Annotated in this window: 22 protein-coding genes and 1 pseudogene; 6 read left to right on the top strand and 17 right to left on the bottom strand. The window is 67.3% G+C overall.

The genetic code is table 11. The features are described 5' to 3' along the window. Positions 1 to 44: 44 nt before the first annotated feature. The 11 genes from AC3WL8_RS22695 to AC3WL8_RS22645 form a co-directional block, all read right to left on the bottom strand. Positions 45 to 980, bottom strand: coding sequence for a catechol 2,3-dioxygenase (locus tag AC3WL8_RS22695; protein WP_153953880.1), 936 nt, complete (start codon positions 978 to 980; stop codon positions 45 to 47). Positions 981 to 1,051: 71 nt separating this feature from the next. Further along, positions 1,052 to 1,375, bottom strand: a complete 324-nt coding sequence (locus AC3WL8_RS22690) for a 2Fe-2S iron-sulfur cluster binding domain-containing protein (protein WP_153953881.1) — start codon at positions 1,373 to 1,375, stop codon at positions 1,052 to 1,054. 11 nt (positions 1,376 to 1,386) lie between these two features. Then, a complete protein-coding gene (locus AC3WL8_RS22685; RefSeq protein WP_492378883.1) occupies positions 1,387 to 2,454 on the bottom strand; it encodes an NADH:ubiquinone reductase (Na(+)-transporting) subunit F in 1,068 nt (355 codons plus the stop codon). Positions 2,455 to 2,491: 37 nt separating this feature from the next. After that, entirely contained in the window at positions 2,492 to 2,851 is a 360-nt protein-coding gene (locus tag AC3WL8_RS22680) for a phenol hydroxylase subunit P4 (RefSeq protein WP_153953883.1), read from the bottom strand. Positions 2,852 to 2,882: 31 nt separating this feature from the next. Beyond that, entirely contained in the window at positions 2,883 to 4,403 is a 1,521-nt protein-coding gene (locus AC3WL8_RS22675) for an aromatic/alkene/methane monooxygenase hydroxylase/oxygenase subunit alpha (RefSeq protein WP_492378882.1), read from the bottom strand. A gap of 35 nt (positions 4,404 to 4,438) precedes the next feature. Next, on the bottom strand, positions 4,439 to 4,720 hold the full coding sequence (locus tag AC3WL8_RS22670; protein ID WP_492378881.1) for an MmoB/DmpM family protein: 282 nt from the start codon (positions 4,718 to 4,720) through the stop codon (positions 4,439 to 4,441). 32 nt (positions 4,721 to 4,752) lie between these two features. Continuing rightward, entirely contained in the window at positions 4,753 to 5,748 is a 996-nt protein-coding gene (locus AC3WL8_RS22665) for an aromatic/alkene monooxygenase hydroxylase subunit beta (protein ID WP_211979671.1), read from the bottom strand. Between the two features lie 50 nt (positions 5,749 to 5,798). Beyond that, positions 5,799 to 6,023 carry a phenol hydroxylase subunit gene (locus AC3WL8_RS22660; RefSeq protein WP_013952185.1) on the bottom strand — a complete coding sequence of 75 codons (225 nt, stop codon included), beginning with the start codon at positions 6,021 to 6,023 and terminating at the stop codon, positions 5,799 to 5,801. A gap of 523 nt (positions 6,024 to 6,546) precedes the next feature. Then, positions 6,547 to 8,274 carry a phenol degradation transcriptional regulator PoxR gene (gene poxR, locus AC3WL8_RS22655; RefSeq protein ID WP_013952184.1) on the bottom strand — a complete coding sequence of 576 codons (1,728 nt, stop codon included), beginning with the start codon at positions 8,272 to 8,274 and terminating at the stop codon, positions 6,547 to 6,549. Positions 8,275 to 8,431: 157 nt separating this feature from the next. Further along, a complete protein-coding gene (locus AC3WL8_RS22650) occupies positions 8,432 to 9,427 on the bottom strand; it encodes a tripartite tricarboxylate transporter substrate binding protein (RefSeq protein WP_153953885.1) in 996 nt (331 codons plus the stop codon). Between the two features lie 65 nt (positions 9,428 to 9,492). Next, the gene (locus AC3WL8_RS22645; RefSeq protein WP_013952182.1) at positions 9,493 to 10,611 is read right to left on the bottom strand and encodes a muconate/chloromuconate family cycloisomerase; all 1,119 of its coding nucleotides are present in this window, start codon (positions 10,609 to 10,611) and stop codon (positions 9,493 to 9,495) included. Between the two features lie 112 nt (positions 10,612 to 10,723). Between AC3WL8_RS22645 and AC3WL8_RS22640 the strand changes: the two genes are divergently transcribed. Continuing rightward, positions 10,724 to 11,614 (top strand): LysR family transcriptional regulator, encoded by an 891-nt coding sequence (locus AC3WL8_RS22640; protein ID WP_211979670.1) that lies wholly within the window; start codon positions 10,724 to 10,726, stop codon positions 11,612 to 11,614. A 6-nt stretch (positions 11,615 to 11,620) separates the two neighbouring features. On the opposite strand, the pseudogene AC3WL8_RS22635 reads toward AC3WL8_RS22640, so the two are convergent. Further along, positions 11,621 to 12,374 (bottom strand): annotated as a pseudogene (locus tag AC3WL8_RS22635) (enoyl-CoA hydratase/isomerase family protein). Positions 12,375 to 12,585: 211 nt separating this feature from the next. On the opposite strand from AC3WL8_RS22635, the gene AC3WL8_RS22630 reads away from it, so the two are divergent. Next, entirely contained in the window at positions 12,586 to 12,783 is a 198-nt protein-coding gene (locus tag AC3WL8_RS22630) for a hypothetical protein (protein WP_148271645.1), read from the top strand. A 46-nt stretch (positions 12,784 to 12,829) separates the two neighbouring features. Continuing rightward, on the top strand, positions 12,830 to 15,034 hold the full coding sequence (locus AC3WL8_RS22625) for a phosphocholine-specific phospholipase C (RefSeq protein ID WP_211979669.1): 2,205 nt from the start codon (positions 12,830 to 12,832) through the stop codon (positions 15,032 to 15,034). A gap of 83 nt (positions 15,035 to 15,117) precedes the next feature. Here the strand turns inward: AC3WL8_RS22625 and AC3WL8_RS22620 are convergent, their stop codons facing one another. Next, positions 15,118 to 16,089, bottom strand: coding sequence for an aliphatic sulfonate ABC transporter substrate-binding protein (locus tag AC3WL8_RS22620; protein WP_211979668.1), 972 nt, complete (start codon positions 16,087 to 16,089; stop codon positions 15,118 to 15,120). Between the two features lie 156 nt (positions 16,090 to 16,245). Here AC3WL8_RS22620 and AC3WL8_RS22615 point away from each other — a divergent pair, with 156 nt between their 5' ends. Then, entirely contained in the window at positions 16,246 to 16,611 is a 366-nt protein-coding gene (locus AC3WL8_RS22615) for a glyoxalase superfamily protein (RefSeq protein ID WP_035816304.1), read from the top strand. A 51-nt stretch (positions 16,612 to 16,662) separates the two neighbouring features. Here AC3WL8_RS22615 and AC3WL8_RS22610 read toward each other — a convergent pair whose 3' ends face one another. From AC3WL8_RS22610 to AC3WL8_RS22595, 4 genes are all read right to left on the bottom strand, one after another. After that, positions 16,663 to 18,039, bottom strand: a complete 1,377-nt coding sequence (locus AC3WL8_RS22610; protein ID WP_013952171.1) for a DUF1214 domain-containing protein — start codon at positions 18,037 to 18,039, stop codon at positions 16,663 to 16,665. Positions 18,040 to 18,217: 178 nt separating this feature from the next. Continuing rightward, on the bottom strand, positions 18,218 to 20,014 hold the full coding sequence (locus AC3WL8_RS22605; RefSeq protein WP_013952170.1) for a hybrid sensor histidine kinase/response regulator: 1,797 nt from the start codon (positions 20,012 to 20,014) through the stop codon (positions 18,218 to 18,220). Beyond that, entirely contained in the window at positions 20,011 to 20,700 is a 690-nt protein-coding gene (locus AC3WL8_RS22600) for a response regulator transcription factor (RefSeq protein ID WP_013952169.1), read from the bottom strand. Before AC3WL8_RS22600 ends, AC3WL8_RS22605 begins: the two co-directional genes overlap by 4 nt. 126 nt (positions 20,701 to 20,826) lie before the next feature. Continuing rightward, entirely contained in the window at positions 20,827 to 21,894 is a 1,068-nt protein-coding gene (locus AC3WL8_RS22595; protein ID WP_211979667.1) for a hypothetical protein, read from the bottom strand. Between the two features lie 215 nt (positions 21,895 to 22,109). Here AC3WL8_RS22595 and AC3WL8_RS22590 point away from each other — a divergent pair, with 215 nt between their 5' ends. Continuing rightward, positions 22,110 to 22,850 (top strand): DUF3348 domain-containing protein, encoded by a 741-nt coding sequence (locus tag AC3WL8_RS22590; RefSeq protein ID WP_013952167.1) that lies wholly within the window; start codon positions 22,110 to 22,112, stop codon positions 22,848 to 22,850. A gap of 10 nt (positions 22,851 to 22,860) precedes the next feature. Further along, positions 22,861 to 24,743 (top strand): DUF802 domain-containing protein (locus AC3WL8_RS22585; RefSeq protein ID WP_492378880.1); only part of this gene is annotated, 1,883 nt, incomplete at its 3' end.

The raw sequence follows: 24,743 nt of genomic DNA, 5'->3' as shown, positions 1-24,743 counted from the left end.
CTTGCGGGAGAGGGGGCAAATCAGCGGGAGGCGAGTGTTCGCGCTCAGGTCAGCACATTCAAAAACGCTTCGTTCAGCTTCCTGTCGTGATAGAAGATCGCGCGCCCCAGCTCGTTGTCGGTCCAGGTAATGGTGGGCTTGTCCGGGTAGTGGATATAGCCGCCGGAGAAGACCTCGTTGCGATTGCCCGAGGGATCGAAGAAGTAGATCGTCGCGCCGCGCGTGATGCCGTGGCGGGTCGGGCCGATGTCGAGCGAGACATCCTTCTTGGAGATGATGTCGGCCGCCTTCAGCACCTCGCCCCAGTTGTCGAGCAGGAACGAGGCATGGTGGAAGCGGTTCTTCTCCGGGTGCCGGATAAAGGCGATGTCGTGCGCCTTGTTCGAGCAGGTCAGGAAGGCGCCGATCAGCATCTCGCCATCGGGGCCGGCCACGACCTGCTCGGCCAGGGAAAAGCCCAGCACGTCGCGGAACAGCCTGACGGTGCCGTCGACATCATCGCCATACAGCAGGCAGTGGTCGAAGCGGCTGGGCGCCATGCCGCGCAGGTCGTCCGGCCAGGGGTCGGGGTTGAGGTCGCCGGTCCTGCAGCCGGGCTTGTCCTTGTCGGCAAAGAGCTCGATCGCATGGCCGGTGGGGATGGTGAAGCGAAAGCGCGCGCCGGTATGCGGGTGCTCGCCGGCGGAGATCCACTGGCAGTCGATGGCCAGGCCGGATCGCTCCACCTCCTGCGCCAGCCGCTCCAGCGTGTGGCCGCTGTCGACGCGGAAGCCCATGTAGTCCATGCCCGGACTATCGGCCTCGCGCAGCACCACGCTGTGGTGGTCGTGCTCGTCCCATGCCTTCAGGAACACCCGGCCCTGCGCATCGCGCGCGGTTTCGATCAAGCCGAGTACCTCGGTGTAGTGTTTCAGCGCCGGTTCCAGCTCCAGCACGCGCAGGGCTACGTGCCCCGGTCGCAATACGCCTGTCAATGCCATGGTGGGTCTCCTGGTGTGGTGGGGTGGCGTTGTGTGGGTGCCACCTTCCTTGCTTGTGCTTCGTTCGCTTGCTACCGGCCCTGTTCGCGCTGCCGCTGCTTTTCCAGGCAGCGCTGCAGCAGGGCCACCGGCCGCAGGCGGATATCGCTGTCCGGGTAGGTCTTGCAGGCCAGCACCAGTCCGTCGCGCTGCTCCGCTTCGGACAGGCAGGCGCGGCTCATCTTGCCGGCGTGGTAGTCGCCGGCCTCGATGCGGACCTTGCACACGCCGCAGCCGCCGCCGCGGCAGCCGGCGGGTATGCCGCGCTGGCCCAGCACTTCCATGGCCCGCAGCAGGTTCTGCTCCGGCGCGCAGGGGTAGCGCAGCCCGCTGCCGGCGATCTCGACGGTATGCATGGCCGGCCTCCTCAGATCTTGAACAGCGGACTGCGCGCGCTGTTCTGCGCATCGGCCGCGGACAGGAACTTCTCGGTGTGGATATCCGCCTCGAACAGCCGGCCCTGCATCAGCGTGCGGATGCAGGCCTCGATCATCGGCGGCGGCCCGCACAGGTAGGCCTTGTGGCCGCGGAAGTCGGCATTGCCGTCCTGCGCGTAGAGCTGCTGAAGCACGTCATGCACGTAGCCGCGCGCGCCGCTCCAGCCGCTGTCGGCGGGTTCGTCCGACAGCGCGGGCACGTAGCGGAAGTTGGGGTGGGCCTGCGCCAGCGCCTGGAACTCGGCGCCGTAGTACAGCTCGCCGCGGTTGCGTGCGCCCTGCACCAGCGTGATCGGCAGGGTCTCGCCGGCGGCCAGCAGGTCCAGGATCATCGCGCGCGGGCTGGACAGGCCGGAGCCGCCCGCCAGGAACAGCATCGGCACCTGCGCCGACTTGCGCACGAAGAAGCGGCCATAGGGCGCTGAGAACGACAGTTCATCGCCGACCGCCAGTTGGTCGTGCAGGTAGCCAGTGGCCTGCCCGTCCGGCACACGGCGCACGTGCAGCTCGACCAGCTCGTCGCCCGGCGCGTTGGCCAGCGAGAACGCGCGCGGCTGATCGCAGCCCGGCACGGTCAGGTTGACGTACTGACCGGCCTGGAATGCCGTGCGTCCGCCATCCTTCACACGCAGCCAGATGCCCAGGATGGTGGGCGTCAGGGCGCGCGTCTCGACAACTTCGGCGCGATAGTCGGCCAGCGGCAGGCCCAGCGCATCGGCATCTTCCTCAATGTCGGCCTCGATCACCAGGTCCGACTGCGCAGTCGCGCAGCAGGCCAGGCACTGGCCGTTGTCGCGCTCGAAGTCCATCAGCGCGAAGCTGGAGGCCTCGCCCTGCTCGACCTCGCCGTCCACCACCTGCACCTTGCAGGTGGCGCACAGGCCGTGGCAACAGGCATGGGGCAGCCACACGCCGTTGCGCAGGCAGGCGTCCAGCACGGTCTGCCCGGGAGCGATGGGGATGGTCTGCCCGATCGGTTCAATGGTCAGCAAATACATCTTGGTCTCCTTCCGGTGGTGCGTTCGCCCGTGCGCCTCAACTGCGGCTGCCGCCGATGCCGTCCAGCCCCGGCGTGCGGAAGCGGATCACGTCCTTGTGGCCCAGGCCGTTCTCTTCCAGCGAGCGGTGCAGGTCGGGCTGCCAGGGCTGGCCGCCGCGCAGCCACTGCACCTGGCCCCAGTCGATGCGGGCAAAGTCGGGGTGGTAGCCGTAGACGCCGGGCAGCACCTTGTCCACCACCTCGCGCAGCGGCATCGACGGCGGGAACGGTAAGCAATGCGGGGCGCAGAACAGCAGGTGGCCGTCCCAGCCGATATAGAGCAGGCGGTTGCCGTGGAACACGGCCTCGCGGTCGGCCGCCTCGAAGGCGTAGTCGCCGATGGATACGACGGGCATGGTTGTCTCCTTGTCTTTTGATGGGGCCGCTTCAGGCGGCGTCGGCGGCAGGACCGATGCCCTTCCACGCGTTCCAGTTGCGCTGGTCCTGCGAGCCATCGAAGTCCAGGTTGTCAGCGCCCGGGTTCAGCCGGTACCACTTGAGCACGTCCTCCAGCGTGGCGCCGCCGCAGTTGCCCTGGTAGATCTGGTGCACCGGCAGCCAGGCCTGCGCGTACTTGGCGGGCTCGTCGTCGAAGATGTCCTTGCAGCCGTCCGAGCAGAAATGGAACTTCATGCCGTGGTAGCTGCTTTCGCGGTAGCAGGTCTGGGTGGGATCGTCCGGCTCCGAGAACACCATCGGGATCTGGCAGGTCTGGCACAGCATCGGCAGCGTGGCGTTGTAGAAACGGTCGCCGGCCTGCTGGCGCTCCTGCCAGTGGTCCAGGCGCGGCTTGTAGTAGCGCTCGAAGGTCTGCGGGTACTTCTCGGCCAGCCACGCCATCTCGTCCGCCTTGGGCACCCAGGTGTGGAAGCCGGCCGCGCCCGCGTAGTTGTAGAAGGTGGCCCAGGCCTCGTGCGTGATGCGGTCCTTGGTCTTGGTGGCCGCTTCGTGGTACTTGGGCATGCGCAGGCCGTAGCGCTCCAGGTCCTTGAACAGCGCCCCGCCCGCCTGCTCGAAGTACATCTCCCAGGCCTCGGCCCACGACATCACGCGCTTGGGCAGCATGTAGTCCATCATCATGCCGACCAGCGTGAGCAGGCGGAAGCCGCGCCAGAACCACTTGTCCAGCCACTTCTGCAGGATCGGGATATTGCCGGGGTCCTGCTCGCACAGGAACTTGACCACTTCCAGGCCCAGCGTCATGTGGCGCGACTCGTCGGACTGTGCGGAGAAGCCGAAGGTCACCGTGGCCATGTCGCCGTTGTAGGCGGCGCCCGACATGAACGGCATGAACAGCAGGTTGGTCAGCACATACTCGAACGAGAACGAGATCGCGGTGATGAACTCGAACGGCCCCGCGCTCATCGCGTCCTCGAAGTAGGACTTGGGCACCGACAGGTACCAGACCCGGTCGTGCATATGGCGCCATTCGCCAAAGCCGTGGAAGTACTTGTTGTAGACCGACAGCGTGTGCAGCTGGGTCTGGGCGTGGCGCAGTTCGTCGACCGACTGCATCTGCGCCGCCACGCGCGCGCCGGCGCCGCGGAAATGCCGGCCCAGGTGCGCGTAGCCGCGGTGGGCAGCGTATTCCAGCGGCGTCACGCCGGTCAGGAACAGCCGCAGCGCGTTCAGGTAGCGCGGATCGGATACGTTCAGGTGGCCGTTGTTCTGCACGAACGAGTCGATGATCGCGTACAGCTTGCGCTCCTTCTCCGACTGGTATTTCCAGTAGGCATCCATGGTCATGCGGAACGGGTCTTCCCATTTGTCCCAGTCGTGGATGCGGATGCCCTCGTACTTGTCGAACGGGAAGACCTTGTCCATCGGCTCGTAGGTCGTTTCCCAGGCCAGGTCCCGCGTCATCGAGGCGTACTTCTCGCGCAGGTTGAGCTTCTTGCGTGCGTCCATGATGTCTCCGTGATGTTCTGTGTGCCGCTGCGGTGTCAGGCATTCCAGCGCAGCGTGAAGGCGTCTTCGTCTTCGTCGATGTTTCCGCACAGCGAGATGAGGTTCAGCTGGATCTCCTGCAGGTCCCAGTCGCGGCCGAGCTTGCCGGCCACCAGTTCGCGCACGATGGTCAGGTGGCCGGGGGCGTCAATCTTGACCATGGCGGGAAACTGCGACACCACCGCATGCGGGTTGGCCTCGGTGATGGCGTCGATGATGGGTCGGGTGTCGTCGTTGTTCTGCAGCGCGATGTAGACGTTGGCTGGGGTGGCTGACATGGCGTGTCTCCGTGGGGTTCGTTGTGGGCGGATCAGGCAGCCAGGCCGAGCTTGCCCAGGCGGACTTCGAACTGCTCGCGGCACAGCGCCACCATCTGCGCGCCGTCCTCGCCGGTGAGCGCATCGGCCACCGGCACCAGCGCCTGCGCCACCTCGGCGCAGGCGGCGCGCGCCCAGCCAGACAGCAGCACGCGGTTGGCCTCGGACTCGGCCGCGGCGGCCTGGATCACGGCATCGACCCAGCGTGCGTGCTCGTCGCGCCAGTCGTTCATGAATTCGGTCAGCACCGCCAGCCCGGTGCCGCAGGCGCGCGCGATCACCGCGTCGGCATGCTGGTAGACCAGCGGGTAGAGCAGCCCGTCGAGCACCAGGTTCTGGGCGATGAAGGTCTCGAACCAGTCCTCGGTGACAAAGGTATGCTCGACAAAGCGGCGCAGCGGCTGCCATGCGGCGCTCTCCAGCCACGCCACCCTGGCCCGCTCCAGCGCCACGCCGGTATTGCCGTCCAGCAGCATGCCGATGCGCGACAGGTATTGGGCGATACCCAGGCGGTCCATCGCGCAATAGGTGCAGGCCTGCGTGATGGCCGTGCCCCAGCCATAGTCGGCGCAGTAGAAGTTGTTCATGTTGGCGCCCCACTCCACATGGCGCAGCGGCAGCAGGCCTGTGGCCAGGCGTTCCTGCCATTCGGCCGGCAGCGCCTGCAGCAGCCCGCGCTTCTCGACAAAGGCAAAGCTCTTCTCCGTTGCATCCTGCTGGCGCCCGCGCGCGGTAACGTAGGCGCCGTAGTAGAACTGGCGCGGGTCCTTCAGCGCGTACCAGTCCTGCATCACGATCGCCGTGCGGCGCTTGTCATACAGCTCGAAGCTGGGGTCCCAGGTGGGGCGGTAGTGGAAGTTCACCTCCGACTGCACGTCGTAGGTCGCCTCCTGGTAGCGCGACGCCGGCTTGTCGCCGAAGCGGCGCGCGACATGGCCGTAGGTCTGGCGCAGCGGCTGGATCTGCTGGGTCTTGATATCGACTTGCATCGTTTGGTCTCCTGTATCCCTTCTCTCTTTGTGATGCGGTGGCTGCGGCGTCAGTCGTCGGCTTGCGGCTGCGGCGCTGCTTCCAGCGGGGGCAGGAAGCGCACGCGGTTGACGCAGCAGAAGGCTTCGAACATCGGCTCCGGCATGATCAGTTCGACGTTGAGCTCAGGGTCGGCCACGCTGAAGGCGAACTGAACAAACCCTTCTGGGGTGCGGCCCTCGACCCGCACATAGCGCGGCGTGGCTTCGAACAGGGGAACCGACGGGGTGTTCATGGCGCGCTCCATTGCGTTGGCTGGACGCAGGCCTTATTGCGAAGACCGTGCCAGCGAGCGCGAAGCGTTGTGGGACAAGGGTTGCGGGGAATTGGCGGTGGCGAGCGTGCGCGTTAACCCGGAAAGGTCCGCGCGAAACGCATCGATGAATTGATGAAGCTGCGCGCAGGCCTTGATCAAATGATCAAAAGCCGCGCCGGGCGGGCGTTTGCGGGCAGCGAGCAGATGCGGATGGGATTGCCCTGCGGCGCAGCAGCGTGCGTGGGCAACCTAGTTGAGAAGACTTGATCTGACAGGGAAAAATCGTTGGCGCGGTGCAGCATCGGGCAACTTCGGGCCGATGCGCGGCCCGGAGGGGCTGCATCAAATGATCAAGTGGAGAAATGCGAGGGGCCGGGAGAAGCGGAGGAGATGGGTGGCGCAGGGGATCGTGTGAACGCGCTTGATCCACGCGAGTGTGCTCCCCTCTCCCGCTTGCGCGAGAGGGGAGCACACCCTCGGCATTTGAAGCCTGGAAGCGGCCTCAGTTACCGTTGCCGTGGCCGTTACCCCCGCGCGTGCCGCGCATCTTCCACCGATACGCCAGCTGCGGCCGCGTAATACCCAGCAACCGCGCCGCCTGGCTCATATTGCCGTCGGCGCGCTGCATGGCCGCCTCCATCAGCACGGTCTCGACTTCGCCCAGCGCCAGCTGCTGCTCGGACATCTGGTCCAGCAGCGCATGGACCGCGGCTTCGCGCAGGTCTGGCAAGGTGCCGCCCGCCCCCAGCCGCGGCGCGGTATCCACCACCGGTGCCACGGTGCCTGGCAGGAACAGGTGGTCGGCGGTGATCTGGCCGCCCTGGCTGGCCAGGATCACGCCGCGCTCGATCACGTTCTCCAGTTCGCGCACGTTGCCGGGCCAGTCATAGTGGCGCAGCTCGGCCAGCGCGCGGTCGGTGATGCCGACGATGCGCTTGCCGTGGCGCGCGCCGTAGCGGGCCACGAAGCGCTCGGCCAGCGGCCGGATATCGTCCAGGCGCTCGCGCAGCGGCGGGATCGTGACCGGATAGACATTGAGGCGGTAGTACAGGTCCTTGCGGAAAGTGCCCTGCTTCACGGCTTCGGCCAGGTCGACATTGGTGGCGGCCACCAGCCGCACGTCCACCTTTCGCGTGCCGGTGCCGCCCACGCGCTCGACCTCGCCTTCCTGCAGCACGCGCAGCAGCTTGGACTGGGCCGAGGCGGAGAGTTCGCCCAGCTCGTCCAGGAACAGGGTGCCGCCGTGCGCGCGCTCGAAGCGCCCGGGGCGCGACTGGCTGGCGCCGGTGAAGGCGCCCTTTTCCACGCCGAACAGCTCGGACTCAATCAGCTCGTCGGGAATCGCCGCGCAGTTCACGGCAATGAAGGGCTTGTCGGCACGCCCGCTCACGCTGTGCAATGCCTGCGCGAACCGCTCCTTGCCCACGCCGGTCTCGCCCAGCAGCAGCACCGTCACGTTGCTGGCCGCGGCGCGTTGCAGCAGGCTCCAGGCGGCGCGAAAGCCTGGCGAGGTGCCGACCAGGTCGGCCGGCGTGGCCGGGGTGCCCTGCAGCGCGCGCAGGTGCTCGACCTCGCTCTGCAGGGCGATGATGGTTTCGATCACGGGATCGGGCTGGTACAGCGCCAGTGCCTGCGCGCCGTCTTCCCAGGCTTCCACCGGCTTGCCGATGATGCGGCAGTGCGGGTGCCCGCAGGCGATGCACTCGACCTCGCGGTACAGGATGGTGCGCCCCATCAGCGCCGAGGTGTAGCCGGTGGCGTAGCCGATCTGCATCCAGCAGGCAGGCTCGTCGACGATGCCGAACAGCTGGCGGTGGACGTCGCCCTCGAAGGAGTCTTCCCACAGGAACTCGCCATCGTAGATGCCGGCGGCGATATCGATGTCGACCTTGACCGGCGTGACCCGCACCACCCCCTCGATGGTATGCAGGCAGGGCCCGATCTCCAGCTGGCCGAAGTCGCTGTGGCCGGCGCGCAGCTTGCGCGCGACCTCCGCATCGCGCATGCCCGAATGGAAGCCCATGCGGGTGAACAGGCCGCGCGCGCGCTCCATGCCCAGGGTGTCCACCAGTTCCTTGCGCAGCGCGCCCAGGGCGGCGGTATGGATCAGGATCATGCGCTGCTCGTCCAGCCAGATCGCGCCCTCCTCCATGGCAAAGCGCAGGCGGCGGGCAAGATCGGCCAGGCCATCGCGCATGGTGGCCGAGAACTTGTCGGTTGAACTGCTCATTGTCTCCCCTCAGTGCCGGCGGGTGATCCGCTCGAGTGTGCCTTTCGGCTGGCATCTTACGCACATTATGTGCCAGGGAGACGGGGGGCTGGGTAATGACATTCCCCCGGAGCATCTCGGGGGGACTCCCCCTATGAACCGCGCTGGTCCAGGCCGCTCAATCCGCCCGGATACCCCGCTGGCGGATCAGCACACCCCACTTCTCGGTTTCCTTCGCCAGGTGCTCGCGCAGCACCGCCGGCGAACTGCCGATCGGCTCGGCGCCGATTTGCGCCAGCCGCTTCTGCACCGCAGGCTTGCGCAGCGCCTCGAGCATGGCGCGGTTGAGCGTGTCGATGACCGGCTGCGGCGTCTTCGCCGGCACGAAGGCCGCGAACCACGGCGACAGTTCATAGCCCGGCAGGCCGGCTTCGGCCACCGTCGGCACATTGGGCAGCGCACTGGAGCGCTTGCTGGTGGTGACCGCGATCGCCGTCAGCTTGCCCGATTCGATATGCGGCCTGGCCGAGGTGATGCTGTCGAACATGTAGTCGACCTGGCCGCCCAGCAGGTCCGTCATCGCCGGGCCGCTGCCCTTGTAGGGGATATGCAGCATGTCGACGCCAGCCATCGAGGTGAACAGCTCGCCCGCCAGGTGGATCGAGGTGCCGTTGCCCGCGGAGGCATAGGTGTACTTGCCCGGCGCCGCCTTGGCGTGCGCCACCACATCCTTGACGGTGCTTTCCTGGCGCCGCGCCTTGCTGGCCACCAGCACGTTGGGCACCACCGCCAGCAGCGACACCGGCGCGAAGTCCTTGACCGGGTCGTAGCTCAGCCGGCCGTACAGCGCCGGGTTCACGGCCATGCCGTTGGCGACGATGATCAGCGTGTAGCCGTCGGCGGGCGCGCGCGCCACCAGTTCGGCGCCGATATTGCCGCCGGCGCCCGGCCGGTTCTCGACCACGATGGCCTGGCCCAGCGTGCGCGACATGTCTTCGCCCAGCGTGCGCGCGATGTTGTCCATGGCACCGCCCGCGGGGAACGGCACGATCCAGCGGATCGGATGGTCGGGATAGGCCGCGTGCGCGGCCGGCGCGGCGAACGACAGGCCGGCAGCCAGTGCCAGCGCCCCTGCGCGGCCGGTGCTTGCCAGCCGCTGGAATAACGTTTTCATAGTCTCCTCACTGCTTGATGCGCCCCGCGCATATGGCGTGTCATGCGGGGAAGTTGCCTGCCAGTTCAGCCGCGCCGGTAGTGCGCCAGCTTGTCTTCGTCCAGCGCCAGCCCCAGGCCGGGGCCTTCGGGCAGGTGCAGGCTGAAGTCGCGGTACTCGGGGCGCTGCTGCACGATATCGTCCTTGAGCAGCAGCGGTCCGAACAGCTCGGTGCCCCAGGCCAGCTGCGGCAGCGTGCAGAAGCCATGCGCCGCGGCAATGGTGCCGACGCTGCCCTCCAGCATGGTGCCGCCGTACAGCGCGATGCCGGCGGCGTCGCCCACCGCGGCGGTGCGCAGCATGCCGAAGATGCCGCCGGCCTTGGCGATCTTCAGCGCGAACACGTCGGCACCGCCGATGCGCGCCAGTTCCATCGCGTCTTCCGGGCCGCACACCGCTTCATCTGCCATGATCGGCACCACGAAGCGCGCGGCCAGCCGGGCCAGCGCCATGCGCTGCTCGCGCGGAGTCGGCTGCTCGATCAGGTCGATGCCCGCGGCTTCCAGCATGGCGATGCCGGTGGCGGCGTCGGCCTCGTTCCAGGCCTGGTTGACGTCGACGGTGACGCGCGCCCGGTCGCCCAGCGCGCGCTTGATCGCGGCCACATGGGCCACGTCGTCGCGCACGCTGCGCCGGCCGATCTTCAGCTTGAAGGTATGGTGGCGGCGCTCGGCCAGCAGTTGCTCGGCCTCGGCAATGTCGCGGGCGGTGTCGCCGCTGGCAAGCGTCCACAGCACCGGCAGTGTCGACCGCACCGCGCCCCCCAGCAGCGTGGCCAGCGGCACGCCCAGGCGCTTGCCCTGCGCATCCAGCAACGCGGTCTCCAGCGCGGACTTGGCGAAGCGGTTGCCGCGCGCGACCTTGCCCAGGCGCGCCATCGCGCCATGCACGTTGGTGGCATCCTGGCCGGCCAGCGCAGGGGCCAGGTAGGTGTCGATGGTCAGCTTGATGCCTTCCGGGCTTTCGTCGCCATAGGACAGGCCGCCGATGGTGGTGGCCTCGCCGATGCCCTCCACGCCGTCGCTGCAGCGCAGCCGCACGATCACCAGCGTCTGCTGCTGCATGGTGGCCATGGCCAGCTGGTGTGCCCGGATGGTGGGCAGGTCCACCAGGATGGCTTCCACTGAAGTGATAGTCGTGGTCATACCTTGTCGATGCAAATTGATAATTGAAGTCAAGTATGCGGCTTGACTTTGCCGGCGTCCAAGACCGATGATGTCTCAATCGATACCCTACAGGTATGGGAGCAGGACACCAATGGAACTCCGGCACCTGCGTTATTTCCAGGTCGTGGCCCAGGAACTCAACGTCACCCGCGCCGCCGAGCGGCTGCATATGGCGCAGCCGCCGCTGTCGCGCCAGATCCGCCAGTTGGAAGAGGAAGTGGGCGTGGCACTGTTCGACCGCGTCGGCCGCGGGCTGCGGCTGACCGAGGCGGGCCGCTTCCTGCTGGAGCAGTCCACCCAGCTGACGCAGCGGCTGGAAGAAACCATCGAAGGCACGCGCCGCATCGGGCGGCAGGACAAGCGCTGGTTCGGCATCGGCTTCGTGCCGTCGGTGCTGTATGGCGTGCTGCCGGAACTGATCCGCGAACTGCGTGAATCAGACCGGCACGACCAGCAGGTAGAGGTAGGACTGGCAGAGATGATCACCGTCGAGCAGATCGAGGCGCTCAAGGCCGGCCGCATCGACCTGGGCTTCGGCCGCATCACGCTGAATGATCCCGCCATCCGCCAGCAGGTGGTGATGGCCGAGCCACTGGTGGCAGCGCTGCCCGCACGCCTGCCCGCGCCCCGCCGCAAGGCGCTGACGCCACAGGCGCTGGCGGCGCAGCCGTTCATTCTTTACCCGGCCCGGCCGCGGCCCAGCTATGCCGACCACCTGCTGTCGCTGTTCCGCGCGCAGGGCCTGCAATTGCGTGTGGCGCAGGAGGCCAACGAACTGCAGACCGCGCTGGGGCTGGTGGCGGCCGGCATAGGCATCACGCTGGTGCCAGCGTCGATCCAGCGGCTGCATCGCGACGACGTGCGCTACTGCCCGATCGACGCGCCGGGCTTCGTGTCGCCGGTCATCATGAGCTATCGCGAAGGCGACACGTCACCGTTCCTGGCGCGGGTGGTGGAATGGGTGATGCGGCAGGGACAGTAAGCTGCATCAGGTGCCGGTGAACTGCGGCCTGCGCTTTTCCTTCCAGGCCAGCGCGCCTTCGCGGATGTCCTGCGACTGGGTAGCCCGGCTGATGTCGCCAGCCAGCGCCTCAGTATCCAGCGCGCCGCGCCCGATCGCGTTCAGGTGCCGCTTCATGCCTTGCACCCCCAGCGGTGCAAGCCCGGCCACCGTGTCGCTGAGCTGGTCGGCGCGCTCGCGCAGGCGCTCGGCCGGCAGCAGCTCGGTCAGGAAGCCGCGGCGGAGCATCTCGTCGGCGTCGATGCGCTCCGCAGTCAGGAACAGGGGCTTGGCGTGGTTCAGGCCCAGCCGGCTGATATAGCGTTCCATGCCGCGCTGGTAGAAATGCAGCCCCAGCCGCGCCGCGGGCATGAACATGTCCACCGCAGCGGTGCCAAGCCGGAAATCGCACGCCAGCGCCAGGTCCGTGCCGCCGCCATAGACGCCGCCGTGGATCTCGGCAATGGTCACCGCGCGGCAGTCTTCCACCGCGTTGACCAGGGTCTCGAAGCCGGCACCGCGCTGCCCGGCCGCGAGCCTGCCGATATCGAAGCCGCTGCAGAAGTACTTGCCGGTGCCGCGCAGGCGCAGCACGCGCACGTCGCTGTCGTTCACGGCATCGACATGCCGTTGGCTCGGCCAGGTCATCCGGCCCGAGGCGGTTTGCCACCTCCGGGCGGCGCAGCGTGATCGTGGCGACATGACCGGCGCGACACTTTTGGTTACAAAACCAAATCGCCAAATGTGTTTGATGTCAAACATCTGACATTTGACCAATCAACAATCGCTCACTGTCACGACAAGCCAAGGCCAAGCGCACCCGAACCGGCCAGTTCCCCGCACTTGTCGTCCGCGCGGCGGACGTCCATGGGCCTGCATCCGATGTCGGCGCATGGGCTCGGCAATCGTTATCCCCCTCAACGACTACAGGGCATGCACAAATGAGACCTTCATTGCTGTCGCGTTCCGCCCGGCCATGGCTGGCGGCCGGCACCCTCACCCTCGCACTGATGCTTACCGCCTGCGGCGGCGACGACTCGCCGGGCGCGAGCGGCAGCACCCTCCAGCCCACCGCCGCCAATGGCAACAAGCCGGACCAGCCAGGCAAGCCTGACCGGCCCGGCACCTGCACCACGCGTTGCGCCCCGTGATGCGGGCCCTTTTTCGATCCAGCGACAGACCGACCCAGCCACAGCCATGACCTTCAACCCGTCAAAAAGACAGTTCCTGAAGACCAGCCTCGGCACCGGCGCCGCCGCCGCGGTGCTGGCCAGCTTTCCGCCCAGCATCCGCCGCGCGATCGCCATCGAGGCCAACAACGCCACCGGCACCATCCAGGACGTCAAGCACGTCGTGATGGTGATGCTGGAGAACCGCTCGTTCGACAACTACTTCGGCACCTTCAAGGGCGTGCGCGGCTACGGTGACCGCTTCGCGATCCCGTTGCCCAATGGCAAGAACGCGTTCTACCAGACCGATGCCAACGGCAATCTCCTGACGCCCTACCATCTCGACGAAACCCAGGGCAACGCGCAGCGTGCCGGCGGCACGCCGCACACCTGGCCCGATGCGCAGGCCGCGTGGGACCACGGCCGCATGGACCGCTGGCCGGTGGCCAAGAAGACGCTGTCGATGGGCTACTACGATGACGCCGAGATCCCGTTCCAGCGCGCGCTGGCTGACGCCTTCACGTTGTGCGATGCCTACCACTGCGCGATGCACACCGGCACCATCCCCAACCGCCTGTTCTACTGGACCGGCAGCAATGGTCCCACCGGCGACAACGTCGCGGTGATGATTAACGAGTTCAACGCGGGCGCGGATGTGGGCCCCTCCACCGAAGGCTGGACCTGGAAGACCTACGCCGACCGCCTGCAGGCCGCCGGCGTGGGCTGGAAGGTCTACCAGAACGTGCCGGACAACTATGGCTGCAACCAGATGATGAGCTTTCGGTACTGGCGCGCAGAGATGGAGAAGATGCCCGTCGGGCGCAAGCTCTCCAACACCGCCGGCACCGGCGTCAACCCGCCCTACAACCCGGACATCGACGACCAGTACAGCCCGCTGGCCAAGGGCTTCTGCAACACCATGCCCGACGGCGGCTTCCTGCAGTCGCTGCGTGACGACGTGCTCAACGGCACGCTCCCTGAGGTGTCGTGGATCATCCCGCCGGCCGAGTTCAGCGAGCACCCCGGCCCGTCCAGCCCGGCCAAGGGCGGCTGGTACGTGCAGGCCATCCTGGACGCGCTGACGGCATCGCCCGAGGTCTGGAGCAAGACCGTGCTGCTGATTAACTTCGACGAGAACGACGGCTTCTTCGACCACAGCCCGCCGCCGACCGCGCCGTCGCGCAACCTGGACGGTACGCTAGCCGGCAAGTCGACCCTCGACGACGCGCAGATGGCGTACGAGTACTTCAACTTCCAGCCCGCCACGGCCAAGCAGCCGCCGCAGGACGGCAAGCCCTTCGGCCCCGGCCCGCGCGTGCCGATGTGGGTGGTGTCGCCGTGGAGCCGCGGCGGCTGGGTCAACTCTGAAGTGTTCGACCACACCTCGGTGCTGCGCTTCCTGGAGGCGCGCTTCGGCGTGATGGAGCCGCAGATCAGTGCCTACCGTCGTGCCATCTGCGGCGACCTGACCAGCGCCTTCAACTTTGCCACGCCCAACACCGAGACCCTGCCCACGCTGGCCGGCCGCACCACCCGTGCCGACGCCACCAGCCTGACCGCCTGGCAGCAGACCCAGCCGGCGATCCCGGTGCCGGCCACGCCCGCGCTGCCGGAGCAGGACACCGGCACGCGTCCGTCGCGCAAGCTGCCATACGAACTGCATACCAGTGCACGCGTCGATGCCGCATCCAAGGCCGTGCGCCTGCTGTTCGCCAACGCCAGCACCAACCAGGCCGGCGCGCTGTTCCACGTCTATGACAAGCTGCACCTCGACCGCATTCCGCGCCGCTACGTGGTTGAAGCCGGGAAGACGCTGGACGATGCGTGGGACATTAATGCCGACGGCGGCAAGTACGACCTGTGGGTGCTGGGGCCCAACGGCTATCACCGCGCGTTCTCCGGCGACATCAACGAAGCGGTGACCACGTCGACGGAAATCCAGGTCTGCTACAACCCGTGCAAGAAGCCCACGATCCAGGTGAAGCTGCATAACGACAGCGATGCCGACGTGACCTTCACCGTCACGGCGCTGGCCTACCGCGACGACGGCCCGTGGACGCAAAGGGTGAAGCGGGGCAAGGTGGAAACGCTGGAATGGCCGGTGGCCGACAGCGGCAACTGGTACGACTTCGTCGTGACCTGCGAGGCCAGCCCGTCGTTCGCGCGGCGCTTTGCGGGGCGGATGGAGACCGGCGAGGACGCGGTCAGCGATCCGGAGATGGGAGTGGTTTGATGCGGCATGCCCCGGGGCTCGCGTTGAGCCCCCGGGCGGATTGTGCGAAGCAAGTCGCGTAAGCGTAGCCGGCGCCCCGCCGGCTACGCCTTGCGCCAGACCGGCGACGCCGAGATCGTTACCTTGCGCGGCAGGATCTGCGGCGCGGTGAAGGCATCGGCGATGCGCTGCTGCTCGGCCAGCGCGGCAGCGTCGACCGTGCGCACCGCGTAGCTGCGCCGCGCATTCGCGGCTTCCACCGTGGCCGCATCCAGGCCGATCAGCGGCGCGTGCCAGCGCGCTGCCTCGGCCGGATTGCGCTTGACCCAGTCGCCCGCGTCGCGCAACGCATCGAACACGACCTCAAGCACCTCGGCATGCGCGCGCGCGAACGGCGTCGCCGCCAGGTAGAAGCGCCGATAGCTGGCCAGCCCCTCGCCATCGCGCAGCACGCGCGCATTGGCCTGGCGCTGCACCGCCGCGAGGAACGGATCCCAGATCACCCATGCGGCCACGCTGCCGCGCTCGAACGCCGCGCGCGCGTCGGCCGGGCTCAGGTATGCCGGTTCAATATCGCGGATCGACAGACCCGCGCGCGCCAGCGCTTCCAGCACCAGGTAGTGCGCGCCTGCGCCCTTGGCAAACGCCACCCGCTGCCCCTTGAGTTGCGCCACCTCGCGGATCGGCGAATCGCCGCGCACGACAATGGCCTGTGCCTGCGGCGAAGGCGTCTCGCTGGCGTAGTAGGTCAGCGCGGCACCCGCAGCCAGCGCAAACGGCGGCACCGCATCGGCCACGTCGGCGCTCAGGTCGATATTGCCGAGGTTCAGCGCTTCAAGCAGCGGCAAGCCCGAGGTGAATTCGTACCACTGCACCGCCACACCCTTGGCCGGCAGCGCCTTCTCCAGCGTCTGCCGCGATTTCAGCAGGATCATCAGCGTGGAGGACTTCTGGTAGCCGATGCGCAGCGCGGTCTGGCCCTGCCCCCAGCTGACGCCTGGCAGCGCACTGGCGGCAGTTGCCGCGCCCGCTGCGGCCAGAAGCAGGCGGCGGCGTGAGTCGTGGGTCGGGTTCATGACGGTACTCCGGGATTTCATCAGGAGCGCCAGATTAGTCATGGGCCCGCACAAAGCCAACGAAGATTGTCGCGAATGCTTATGCGCCGGCTGCGCGAATCACCGCTGGCCGGCGTTATGATCTGGCACTCCTGCGCAACTACCGAACAGAAAACAATGAACCTGTCTGCCGGCATCCCCATCCTCCGGATCTTCTCGGTCGACAAGGCCAAGGAGTTCTACCTGGACTTCCTCGGCTTCACGCTCGACTGGGAGCATCGGTTTGAGGACGGCTTGCCGCTGTACGCGCAGGTCAGGCGCAGCGGCCTGACGCTGCACCTGAGCGAGCACCATGGCGACGCCACGCCCGGATCGACGGTGTTCGTGACAGTGGAGGATATCGATGCGCTGCAGCGGGAGCTGTCTGCCAAGGCCTATCCTTACGCCAGGCCCGGCGTTGAGGATGTGGGCTGGGGGCGGATGCTGCAGGTGGCCGATCCGTTCGGGAACCGGCTGCGGTTTTGCGAGGTGTCGGGGGATTAGTGTCCTGTCCCGTATGTTTGCGGGACGGGACGCCAGGTCCGCACCTGCAGCTCAGTTGCGCTTGACCAGCGGCGCCGGGAACCACTCCCCGGACAGGACCGGCTGGTCCGGCCCATAGAGACGGAACGTCAGGTTGTAGTTCTTTCCCTTGGGCGTGGGCAGCCAGTTGCCGTCAGGCGCGTCCTTCGGACGGGCAGGCCCGAAGTACAGCGTCAGCGAATCGTCCGTGCCATAGCTCAGCCTGGACTGTTTGTTGATCAGGAACCGGTTCTTCGCATTCGGGATCACGCGGAAGTTCCTGGAATCCACCGCGATCACCGACCAGAAGTATTTGACGTGGCGGGCAGGCAGCTCGCCCTTCGGGAAGGTGATGGTGTAGACATTGCCGCCGTCGAGCTTGGTGCCGGTCCCGTCTGTATCCGTCTTGAAATAGACGACCTCATCCGTGCTGTTGGCCCAGATCCCGCCCAGGTCGATGCGGGTGCGGGTCTGGTAGTCGCTGCCGTACTTGCCAATGGTAGCGGGCCGGTTCCAGCCGTTCCTGACGGTACCTGCGGTGGAGAACGACTGGAAGAACGCCGGCAGCGTCTTCTCGCGGATGATCTTGTCCACCCGCGCGCGTTCGGCGGGGCTGCTGGCCACCGCGGCACTCACGGCGCGCACCTTGGCCTGGATGGGCTCCATGCCCGGATTGATGTCCGGCTCCGAGCGAAGCGCAACGACCGCCGAGTCAAAGGCCTCGACACCGGGGAGCTTGTCATTGCTGAAGGCGGGCGTGGCAGGCACCGGGGCAATCGTCGGCGTGCCAGTGATCCGCGTCGTGATCTGATGCTGCAGCGCAATGGCCTGCTTCTTGTCTGCACCGATTTCCACCCGGGCCAGCACCCGTGAGGTCTTGGCCGGCAGGTCGATGCGCCTGGCGTTGGGCGAAAGTGCCGCAGTGGCGCCCTTCAGGCACATCGCGAATTCGCCGCTTGGATGGTCCGGATAGTTGCGCTCGTTGATATTGGCGACGGTTTCGCCCCAGCCGTTCAGGAACTGAATGGTGTAGTAGCGCCCCTTGATGGCCGGCACGCTGAAGACCGTGCAGGTCTTTTCGTCGACTGCAACCCAGGCCTCGCTGTAGGCGACATCCAGATTGGGGTTGGCCCACGACACACCGCCGACGTCGCGATGAATGATCCGGTTCCACTGGAAGCCTTCCTTCTGGAAGTCGATTTGCTGCTGGCGCAGGACTAGCAGCCGGCCCAGCAGGTAGACGTAGGCATCGTTGATGTCCTGTTCCGACACCGCGGCCGGGTCGGGGCGCGACGTGACAGCCGACGCCGCAGCCAACGCCGCGGCCGACGGGCTATGGCATCCGGCCAGGCCCGCCAACATGGAAACGGCCAGCATGGAGGCAGCGACAGCGCGGTTTGAGATAGACATGGGGCCCTCTCTTTCCAGTATCGCGATCTGCGGTCGCTAGACTGTCGCTGAGAGGTGGAAAAAAGTGAACTAAATAAATTCTTCAGGTGATCTGAATAAAGTCGACCTGGACACTTCTTTCGCCCCAGAGATGCCTGAGTGGCACCACAGCCGCAGGCAGAACCATCCATCTATGCTGTCAGGCAGCACAGAGCCATTGGAACAGCAAGGCATGCAGCTGCGATGGCTCCAGCGGCTTGTGCAGGACCAGGTAGCCTTCGCGCTCGGCCTGCATGAGCGCCTCGGAATCGAACTCGCCGCTGACCATGGCGCCGCTTGCGTCCGGGCAGCGTTCGAACAGCGCTTTGAGCACCTCGAAGCCGCTCTCGCCGGAGCGCAGGCGCTGGTCGCACAGGATCGCCTGGGGCTGCAGGCCGGCATCGACCAGTGCCAGGGCTTCCTGCCCCGACGCCGCGCACGCCGCCTGCACGCCCCAGGCCTCCATCAGGCTGGTCCACGCAGCGGTCACCAGCGGGTCGTCCTCGACGATCAGGCAGACGCCCTGCAGCAGGGTGGAAGCCGACAGGCCATCGGGCTCGTAGACCGGTTCGATCGCCGTCGGGGCCAGCGGCTTCGCTTCAGGAAAGCGCAGCCAGAACCTGGAGCCGCGGCGCTCCACCGAGTCCAGTCCGTAGGTGGCGCCCATCAGCGTGGCGCAGCGCGCCACCACGGCCAGGCCCAGGCCATGGCCCGCGCTGTCGATGCGCCACGCATGTTCGTTGCGATAGAACGGCGAGTAGACCCGCCCCTTCTCTTCGCTAGCAATTCCCACGCCGGTGTCCCAGACCTCCAGCAGCCAGTGGCTGCCGCGCCGCCGCGCGGACACCAGCACCCCGCCGCGCTTCGTATAGCGCAGCGCGTTGTGCACAAGGTTGACCAGCGACTGGCGCAGCAGTGCGGGATCGGCCAGCACCGCGGCGGCGCCTGCGGGCAGGCGCACGCGCAGGTCCAGGCCGCGGCTGCGCGCCTCTTCCCGGAACAGCGACGCCACCTCTTCGACCAACGGCGCAAACGCCACCGCGGTATTGCGCGGGCTGGCAATGCCGCCTTCGATCCTGGAGAGATCGAGCAGTGAATTGAACATCAGGTGCACCGAGCGCACGCTGCGCCGCAGGTCTTCCAGCGGCGGGATCAGGGCCGGGTCGCGGTTGCGCCGCGCAATGGCTTCGATCAGGAAGCCCATGGCATGCACGGGCTGGCGCAAGTCGTGGCTGGCGGTGGTGAGAAACAGGTTCTTGGCGTGCAGGGCCTTCTCGGCCTCTTCCTTGGCCAGCCGGTAGCGCTCGGCCAGGCGGATGCCGTCATCCTCCAGCCGGACCTGCTGCCGGAAAAACTGGTTGGCGATCAGCGCGTGCCGGTAGATGGCCAGCGCATACAGCAGCGCCAGCGGCAGCACGAACGGCCAGTGCTCGGGGAAGCTGCGCGGGGTGTTGACGATCTGCAAGGTCCAGCAGGCAACGAAGAAGCGCTGGAATACACCGAGGATCGGCGTCTGGTGCGTGGCATTGGCCGCCACGATGGCGGCGATACTGATATACAGCAGCAGCTTGAAGTCGAAGCCCCCCAGGCTGGCCGTCAGGACGGCGGCCAGCGACAGGCAGAAGCCGTGCACCAGCGCCACGTGCTGCACAAACGGCAACCAGCGCCGGACCAGGGCGTCATCGTCTTCCCGCTCTTGCTTGTAGCGACGGAACCGCAACTGCATCCACACCGCCGCGACGCCATACCCCAGCGTCCAGGCCAGCAGCGCGCCGCCGTCCAGCTGCTGGACATACAGCCAAATGACGAAAGGCAACCCTACGAACGGAATCGCATTGACGCTGAACACCAGGCGCCCGAACGTCATGTCCAGCAGCCGCGCGCGCGCGCGCGGGCTGATGTCGGCATCCGCATCCGGGCGCGACAAGCCCAGCAGCCGGGCGAGGGCCTTCTTCAAGATTCCAGCCTGCGGCCGTGCAGCAGGGCGATGGCCTCGATCCGGTTGCGCACGCCGAGCTTGCCGAGGATCGCGGTGACGTGCTCCTTGACGGTCTGCTCCGACACCGACAGGGTCAGGGCGATGCGCTTGTTCGGCAGGCCGCGCAGCATCATGCCAAGCACCTCGGCCTGGCGCGCGGTCAGGCCCAGTTCGCTGGGCTCCAGCGGCAACTCGCGCCGCGCCGACGGCGGCCCCGCCTGCTGGAACCAGCGCCGCCCCCGGCGCAGCGACGCTACCGCCGTGGCGAAGACCTCCGGGGGCTCGTTCTTCAGGATAAAGCCGTGCGCGCCGGCCTCGCGCGCCTTGATGCAAACGCGCGCATCGTCGTCGGCGCTCATCACCAGCAGCTTGCAGGCGGGCAGGCGCGCCGCGGCTTCACGCAGCACCCCGACAGCGGTGCCGTCCGGCAGCCAGAAATCCACCACCAGCAGCGCCGGGCATCCCTCCCGCTCCGTCAACGCCGCGCACTCCTTCGCATCGGCTGCATGCAGGGCAGCGTCAAACCCGCAATGCGCCGCAAGGTAGCCGGCAATGCCGCGCGCCATCAGCGGGTGGTCATCCACCACGATGGCATAGTTACGGCACCCGCTGTCGTCGATGTTGTCGTCGTTGTTGTTCTCTGCGGCGCCTTGACTTCGTGTCATTGATTTCCCACCCCGGTTCGCGCGTATGGTCTTGTCGATTGGTCTCGTCGCCTGGTCAGGTGGATTGTATTACCTTGACTGCACATGGGCACGCCGGTGCCGGGGGAAAACCCCGGCGCCAGGCGCTTACAGGCCGAACAGGCTGCGCGTATCGCAGAGGAAGCCGGTGCAGTTGGCCGGCTCGAAGTAGAAGTCCCGGATGGTGCCGCTCGGCAACCCATAGGCGCCCATCAGGCTAGAGCCCTTCTGCCCTTCGGCGTTGGCCTGGGTCAGGAAGCCCGCGCTGGTCTGCTGCGACGCGAAGTCGTAGAAGCGGAAGGTGCTGGACTGCGACAGGTCCTTCTCATAGAGGTTGACCTGCGTGCCGCCGCTGACGAACGGCACCTTGAACCGATAGCCGCGCACACCCTCCGTGTTGATCTGGGCGACGAGATCGCCGTCGCTGGCCGGATTGGACAGGACCTCATAGCCATAGCGGGCGCTGCCCTGCAGGTCCTTGCGGAAGATGGCTACGGTGCTGCTCACGCCGAACGGGCCCAGGTACGCGGGGACCGCCAGGTAGTAGCCGTCCGCGCCCAACGGGTTGGCCTGGTTCTGCACAAAGGCCGACAGGCTGGCATTGGTGTCCACCACCACAACCTTGTACGAGAAAGTCGACGACGACCCGTTGTCCTTGCGCATCAGCGCATGGATCTGGCCGCCCACCATGTAGGGCCCGCCCCAGACGAAGCCACGCGCGCCATGGCTGTTCAGCCAGGCCTCGTACGCGGTGACCCACGCCTGGACATCGGCGCCGCCCGGTTCCTGCGGCAGCTCATAGCTATAGGTTGTCTGCGCGTCCTTGACGTAGACGCCTTTCTGCTCGGAACCTGCCGGGTTCCCGAGGAAATAGAAGCCGCTGACGAAACGGAAGCCACGTGCACCCTGCCCATTCAGCTGGGTCAGGAACTCGGCGCTGGTCCCGGTCACGGGCGTGGCCTCGAACATCACCGTCCTGGTGGCGGTGCTGCCGCCGGTGCCGCCCGTGCCACCAGTACCACCCGTGCCACCAGTGCCGCTGGTATTGCCGCTGTTGCCAGTGCCGCCCGACGAGCCGCTGCCGCCGCCGTTGCCGTCACCGCCCCCGCCGCAGGCGGCCAGGGTCACGCAGAGGACTGCGCTCAGGACTTTCAGGCGATGCAGTTTGGTCTTCATGTCTTCCCCTTGAAATCGCGTTTCACAGGGGGACTGATGTTGCATCGGAATGCCTGCAATTGGCACCCTACCGCCGTAGGCGCACCGGCGGCACACCAACTGCCTGCCGTCCATGCGCAGGGCAATGCCTCAAATGCGGGTAGTCAAGCGCTGGCCGATATCGGCCGCGCCGCCGCCCGGGCGTGTAAACTGCTGGATTTTTCGAATCCGGCGCAATGTTACAAGTGCCCCGGCGCACAGGTTTCAGCGGCCCGACGCTCGTCCGCCTGCTGGCTCGCCTGACTGACGCCGATGCCCCTCCTCCTGCGAGCTCGCTCTCGAGCCAGCTGAGCCAATGGCTTGGCTGGGCGGATGCGATCGCGCTGTCATCGGCGCTGAAGGCCAATGCGCCGGCAGCGCCGCCTGCCGCACGTGCTGCCGACAGCACTGAGGCACGGGAATGCGCGCGCGTGCGCGCCGCGCTTGCCGATGCCATCGTGGAAGACACCACGCTTGCCGGCAAGCGGCGCGGGCCGGCCCGGCCGTCCGCGCTGCCCGACCCCGTGGATGCGCAGGTCGACTACGCGGTCTATCGCCAGCGCTACCTGACGCTGCAACAGACCATGGAGACCGCGATCGGCGACCTGCGCGGGCGCCTGCGCGGCGCGTTGTCCGGCCACGCACCCGGCATGGCCAAGCTGGCCATGGTCGATGCCGTGATGGAGCGCGTGCTGGGCGCGCGCGAACAGAGCCTGCTGGGCGCCTTGCCGACGATGCTGGAGCCGCATTTCCAGCGCCTGCGCCAGGCCGAAGCCGCGGCGCTGGCCGAAGCCCAAGCCGCGGGACAGCCCGCAACGGCCAGGCCCGGTGCATGGCTGGGGGTATTCCGCAAGGATATGCAGAGCGTATTGCTCGCCGAACTCGACATCCGCTGGCAGCCCCTTGAAGGCTTGCTGGCGGCGCTGCAAGACAGCTAACCAGAACATCATGACCCGATACCTTACCCATATTGTCGCTTTCCTGGCGGGCCTGGCCATCGTGTGCTGGATCGCCGCCGGCTATGCAGGCACGAACTTCCTGGCGCTGGCCGTGACGCTGCTGATCGGCGGCTGCTACCTGGCGGGGGCGTTTGAGCTGTACCGCTACCGGCAGGCCACCGCCACGCTGGCGCAAGCCGTCGCCAGCCTGTCCGAAGCGCCGGCCAGCCTTGGCAGCTGGCTGGAACGGCTGCATCCCAGCCTGCGCGACAGCGCCCGCCTGCGCGTGGAAGGCGAGCGCGTCGGCCTGCCCGGCCCCGCGCTGACACCCTACCTGGTCGGGCTGCTGGTGCTGCTGGGCATGCTGGGCACGTTCCTGGGCATGGTGGCGACCCTGCGCGGCACCGGCATCGCGCTGGAGACCGCCACCGACCTGCAGGCCATCCGCGCCTCGCTGGCCGCACCGGTCAAGGGCCTGGGCTTTGCGTTCGGCACCTCGGTCGCGGGCGTGGCCACGTCCGCGATGCTGGGGCTGTTGTCGGCATTGTGCCGGGGCGAGCGGATCCAGGCCGCGCAGGCGCTGGACGCCCGCATCGCCACCACGCTGCGCCCCTACTCGCGCGGCCACCAGCGTGATGAAGCGTTCCGGCTGCTGCAGCGCCAAGCCGACGTGATGCCGGCACTGGTCGAGCGCATGCAGGCCATGATGACCACGATGGCGGAACAGAACCAGGCCCTGACCGAGCGCCTGGCCGCCAGCCAGGACGCCTTCCACGGCAAGACCGAAGTGGTCTACACGCGCCTGGCGTCTTCGGTGGAGCAATCGCTGAAGGACAGCATTGCCGACAGCGCCCGCGCCTCAAGCGCAGCGATCCAGCCTGCGGTGGACGCGACCATGGCGGGCCTGGCACGCGAAACCACGGCCTTGCGCGACACCGTGACCCACGCCGTGCAACAGCATCTGGATGGGGTATCGAGCCGCTTCGAGAGCGCCACCGCGGGCGTCGCGGATACGTGGAACCAGGCGCTGGCCGGGCATCAACGCGCGAGCGAGGCACTGGCAGCGGACCTGCGCACGTCCCTCGACGGCTTTGCCCAGACCTTCGAACAACGTTCGGCCGGGCTGCTGGACGGTGTCGCCACCCGTCTCGACACGGCTGCCGCCAGCGCTGCCGACGCATGGCGCGAGGCGCTGTCGCGCCAGGAGCGTACCGGCGAGAAGCTCGCCAGCGACAACCAGCAGGCCCTGACGGCCGCCGCGGTCGCGATCGGCGAACAGGCTGCGACACTGGTGCGCACCGTGGGCGAGTCGCATGCCGGGCTGCAGACGCAACTGGCCGCGCACGACGCGCAGCGCCTGTCGGCCTGGGCCGATACTCTCGGCACCATGACGGCTGGCTTGCGCCAGGAGTTGGAGCAACTGAACGCCCACACGGTAAGCCGCCAGGACGAGATCAGCACGACGCTGGCGCAGAGCGTGCGCGAGATCTCGGCCCAGACCCAGGCGCATGCCAGCCAGACCCTTGCGGAGATCGACCGCTTGGTGCAAGCCGCTTCGGACGCGCCGAAGGCGGCCGTCGCGCTGCAGGCGGAACTGGCTTCGCGCGATGCACAGCGCTTCGCCGCCTGGACCGACACGCTCGGCACCATGACGGCCGCGTTGCGGCAGGAGTGGGAGCAACTGAACGCGCATACGGTAAGCCGCCAGGACGAGATCAGCACGACGCTGGCGCAGAGCGTGCGCGAGATCTCGGCCCAGACCCAGGCGCATGCCAGCCAGACCCTCGCGGAAATCGACCGCCTGGTGCAAGCCGCGTCGGACGCGCCGAAGGCGGCCGTCGCGCTGCAGGCGGAACTGGCTTCGCGCGATGCACAGCGCTTCGCCGCCTGGAC

Source organism: Cupriavidus sp. FW305-F7 (genome assembly GCF_058782875.1).
The sequence above is the reverse complement of the archived record's forward strand: the minus strand, read 5'-3'. Positions and strand labels throughout refer to the sequence as shown.

Bases quoted from the DNA above. Each gene is read 5' to 3' on its own strand.
- AC3WL8_RS22670 (WP_492378881.1), bottom strand. From the start codon at position 4,720: ATGTCAGCCACCCCAGCCAACGTCTACATCGCGCTGCAGAACAACGAC.
- AC3WL8_RS22660 (WP_013952185.1), bottom strand. From the start codon at position 6,023: ATGAACACCCCGTCGGTTCCCCTGTTCGAAGCCACGCCGCGCTATGTG.
- AC3WL8_RS22615 (WP_035816304.1), top strand. From the start codon at position 16,246: ATGAACCTGTCTGCCGGCATCCCCATCCTCCGGATCTTCTCGGTCGAC.
- AC3WL8_RS22645 (WP_013952182.1), bottom strand. From the start codon at position 10,611: ATGACCACGACTATCACTTCAGTGGAAGCCATCCTGGTGGACCTGCCC.
- AC3WL8_RS22675 (WP_492378882.1), bottom strand. From the start codon at position 4,403: ATGGACGCACGCAAGAAGCTCAACCTGCGCGAGAAGTACGCCTCGATG.
- AC3WL8_RS22695 (WP_153953880.1), bottom strand. From the start codon at position 980: ATGGCATTGACAGGCGTATTGCGACCGGGGCACGTAGCCCTGCGCGTG.
- AC3WL8_RS22640 (WP_211979670.1), top strand. From the start codon at position 10,724: ATGGAACTCCGGCACCTGCGTTATTTCCAGGTCGTGGCCCAGGAACTC.
- AC3WL8_RS22665 (WP_211979671.1), bottom strand. From the start codon at position 5,748: ATGCAAGTCGATATCAAGACCCAGCAGATCCAGCCGCTGCGCCAGACC.
- AC3WL8_RS22610 (WP_013952171.1), bottom strand. From the start codon at position 18,039: ATGTCTATCTCAAACCGCGCTGTCGCTGCCTCCATGCTGGCCGTTTCC.
- AC3WL8_RS22690 (WP_153953881.1), bottom strand. From the start codon at position 1,375: ATGCATACCGTCGAGATCGCCGGCAGCGGGCTGCGCTACCCCTGCGCG.
- AC3WL8_RS22650 (WP_153953885.1), bottom strand. From the start codon at position 9,427: ATGAAAACGTTATTCCAGCGGCTGGCAAGCACCGGCCGCGCAGGGGCG.
- AC3WL8_RS22680 (WP_153953883.1), bottom strand. From the start codon at position 2,851: ATGCCCGTCGTATCCATCGGCGACTACGCCTTCGAGGCGGCCGACCGC.
- AC3WL8_RS22620 (WP_211979668.1), bottom strand. From the start codon at position 16,089: ATGAACCCGACCCACGACTCACGCCGCCGCCTGCTTCTGGCCGCAGCG.
- AC3WL8_RS22595 (WP_211979667.1), bottom strand. From the start codon at position 21,894: ATGAAGACCAAACTGCATCGCCTGAAAGTCCTGAGCGCAGTCCTCTGC.
- AC3WL8_RS22590 (WP_013952167.1), top strand. From the start codon at position 22,110: ATGTTACAAGTGCCCCGGCGCACAGGTTTCAGCGGCCCGACGCTCGTC.
- AC3WL8_RS22625 (WP_211979669.1), top strand. From the start codon at position 12,830: ATGACCTTCAACCCGTCAAAAAGACAGTTCCTGAAGACCAGCCTCGGC.
- AC3WL8_RS22685 (WP_492378883.1), bottom strand. From the start codon at position 2,454: ATGTATTTGCTGACCATTGAACCGATCGGGCAGACCATCCCCATCGCT.
- AC3WL8_RS22600 (WP_013952169.1), bottom strand. From the start codon at position 20,700: ATGACACGAAGTCAAGGCGCCGCAGAGAACAACAACGACGACAACATC.
- poxR (WP_013952184.1), bottom strand. From the start codon at position 8,274: ATGAGCAGTTCAACCGACAAGTTCTCGGCCACCATGCGCGATGGCCTG.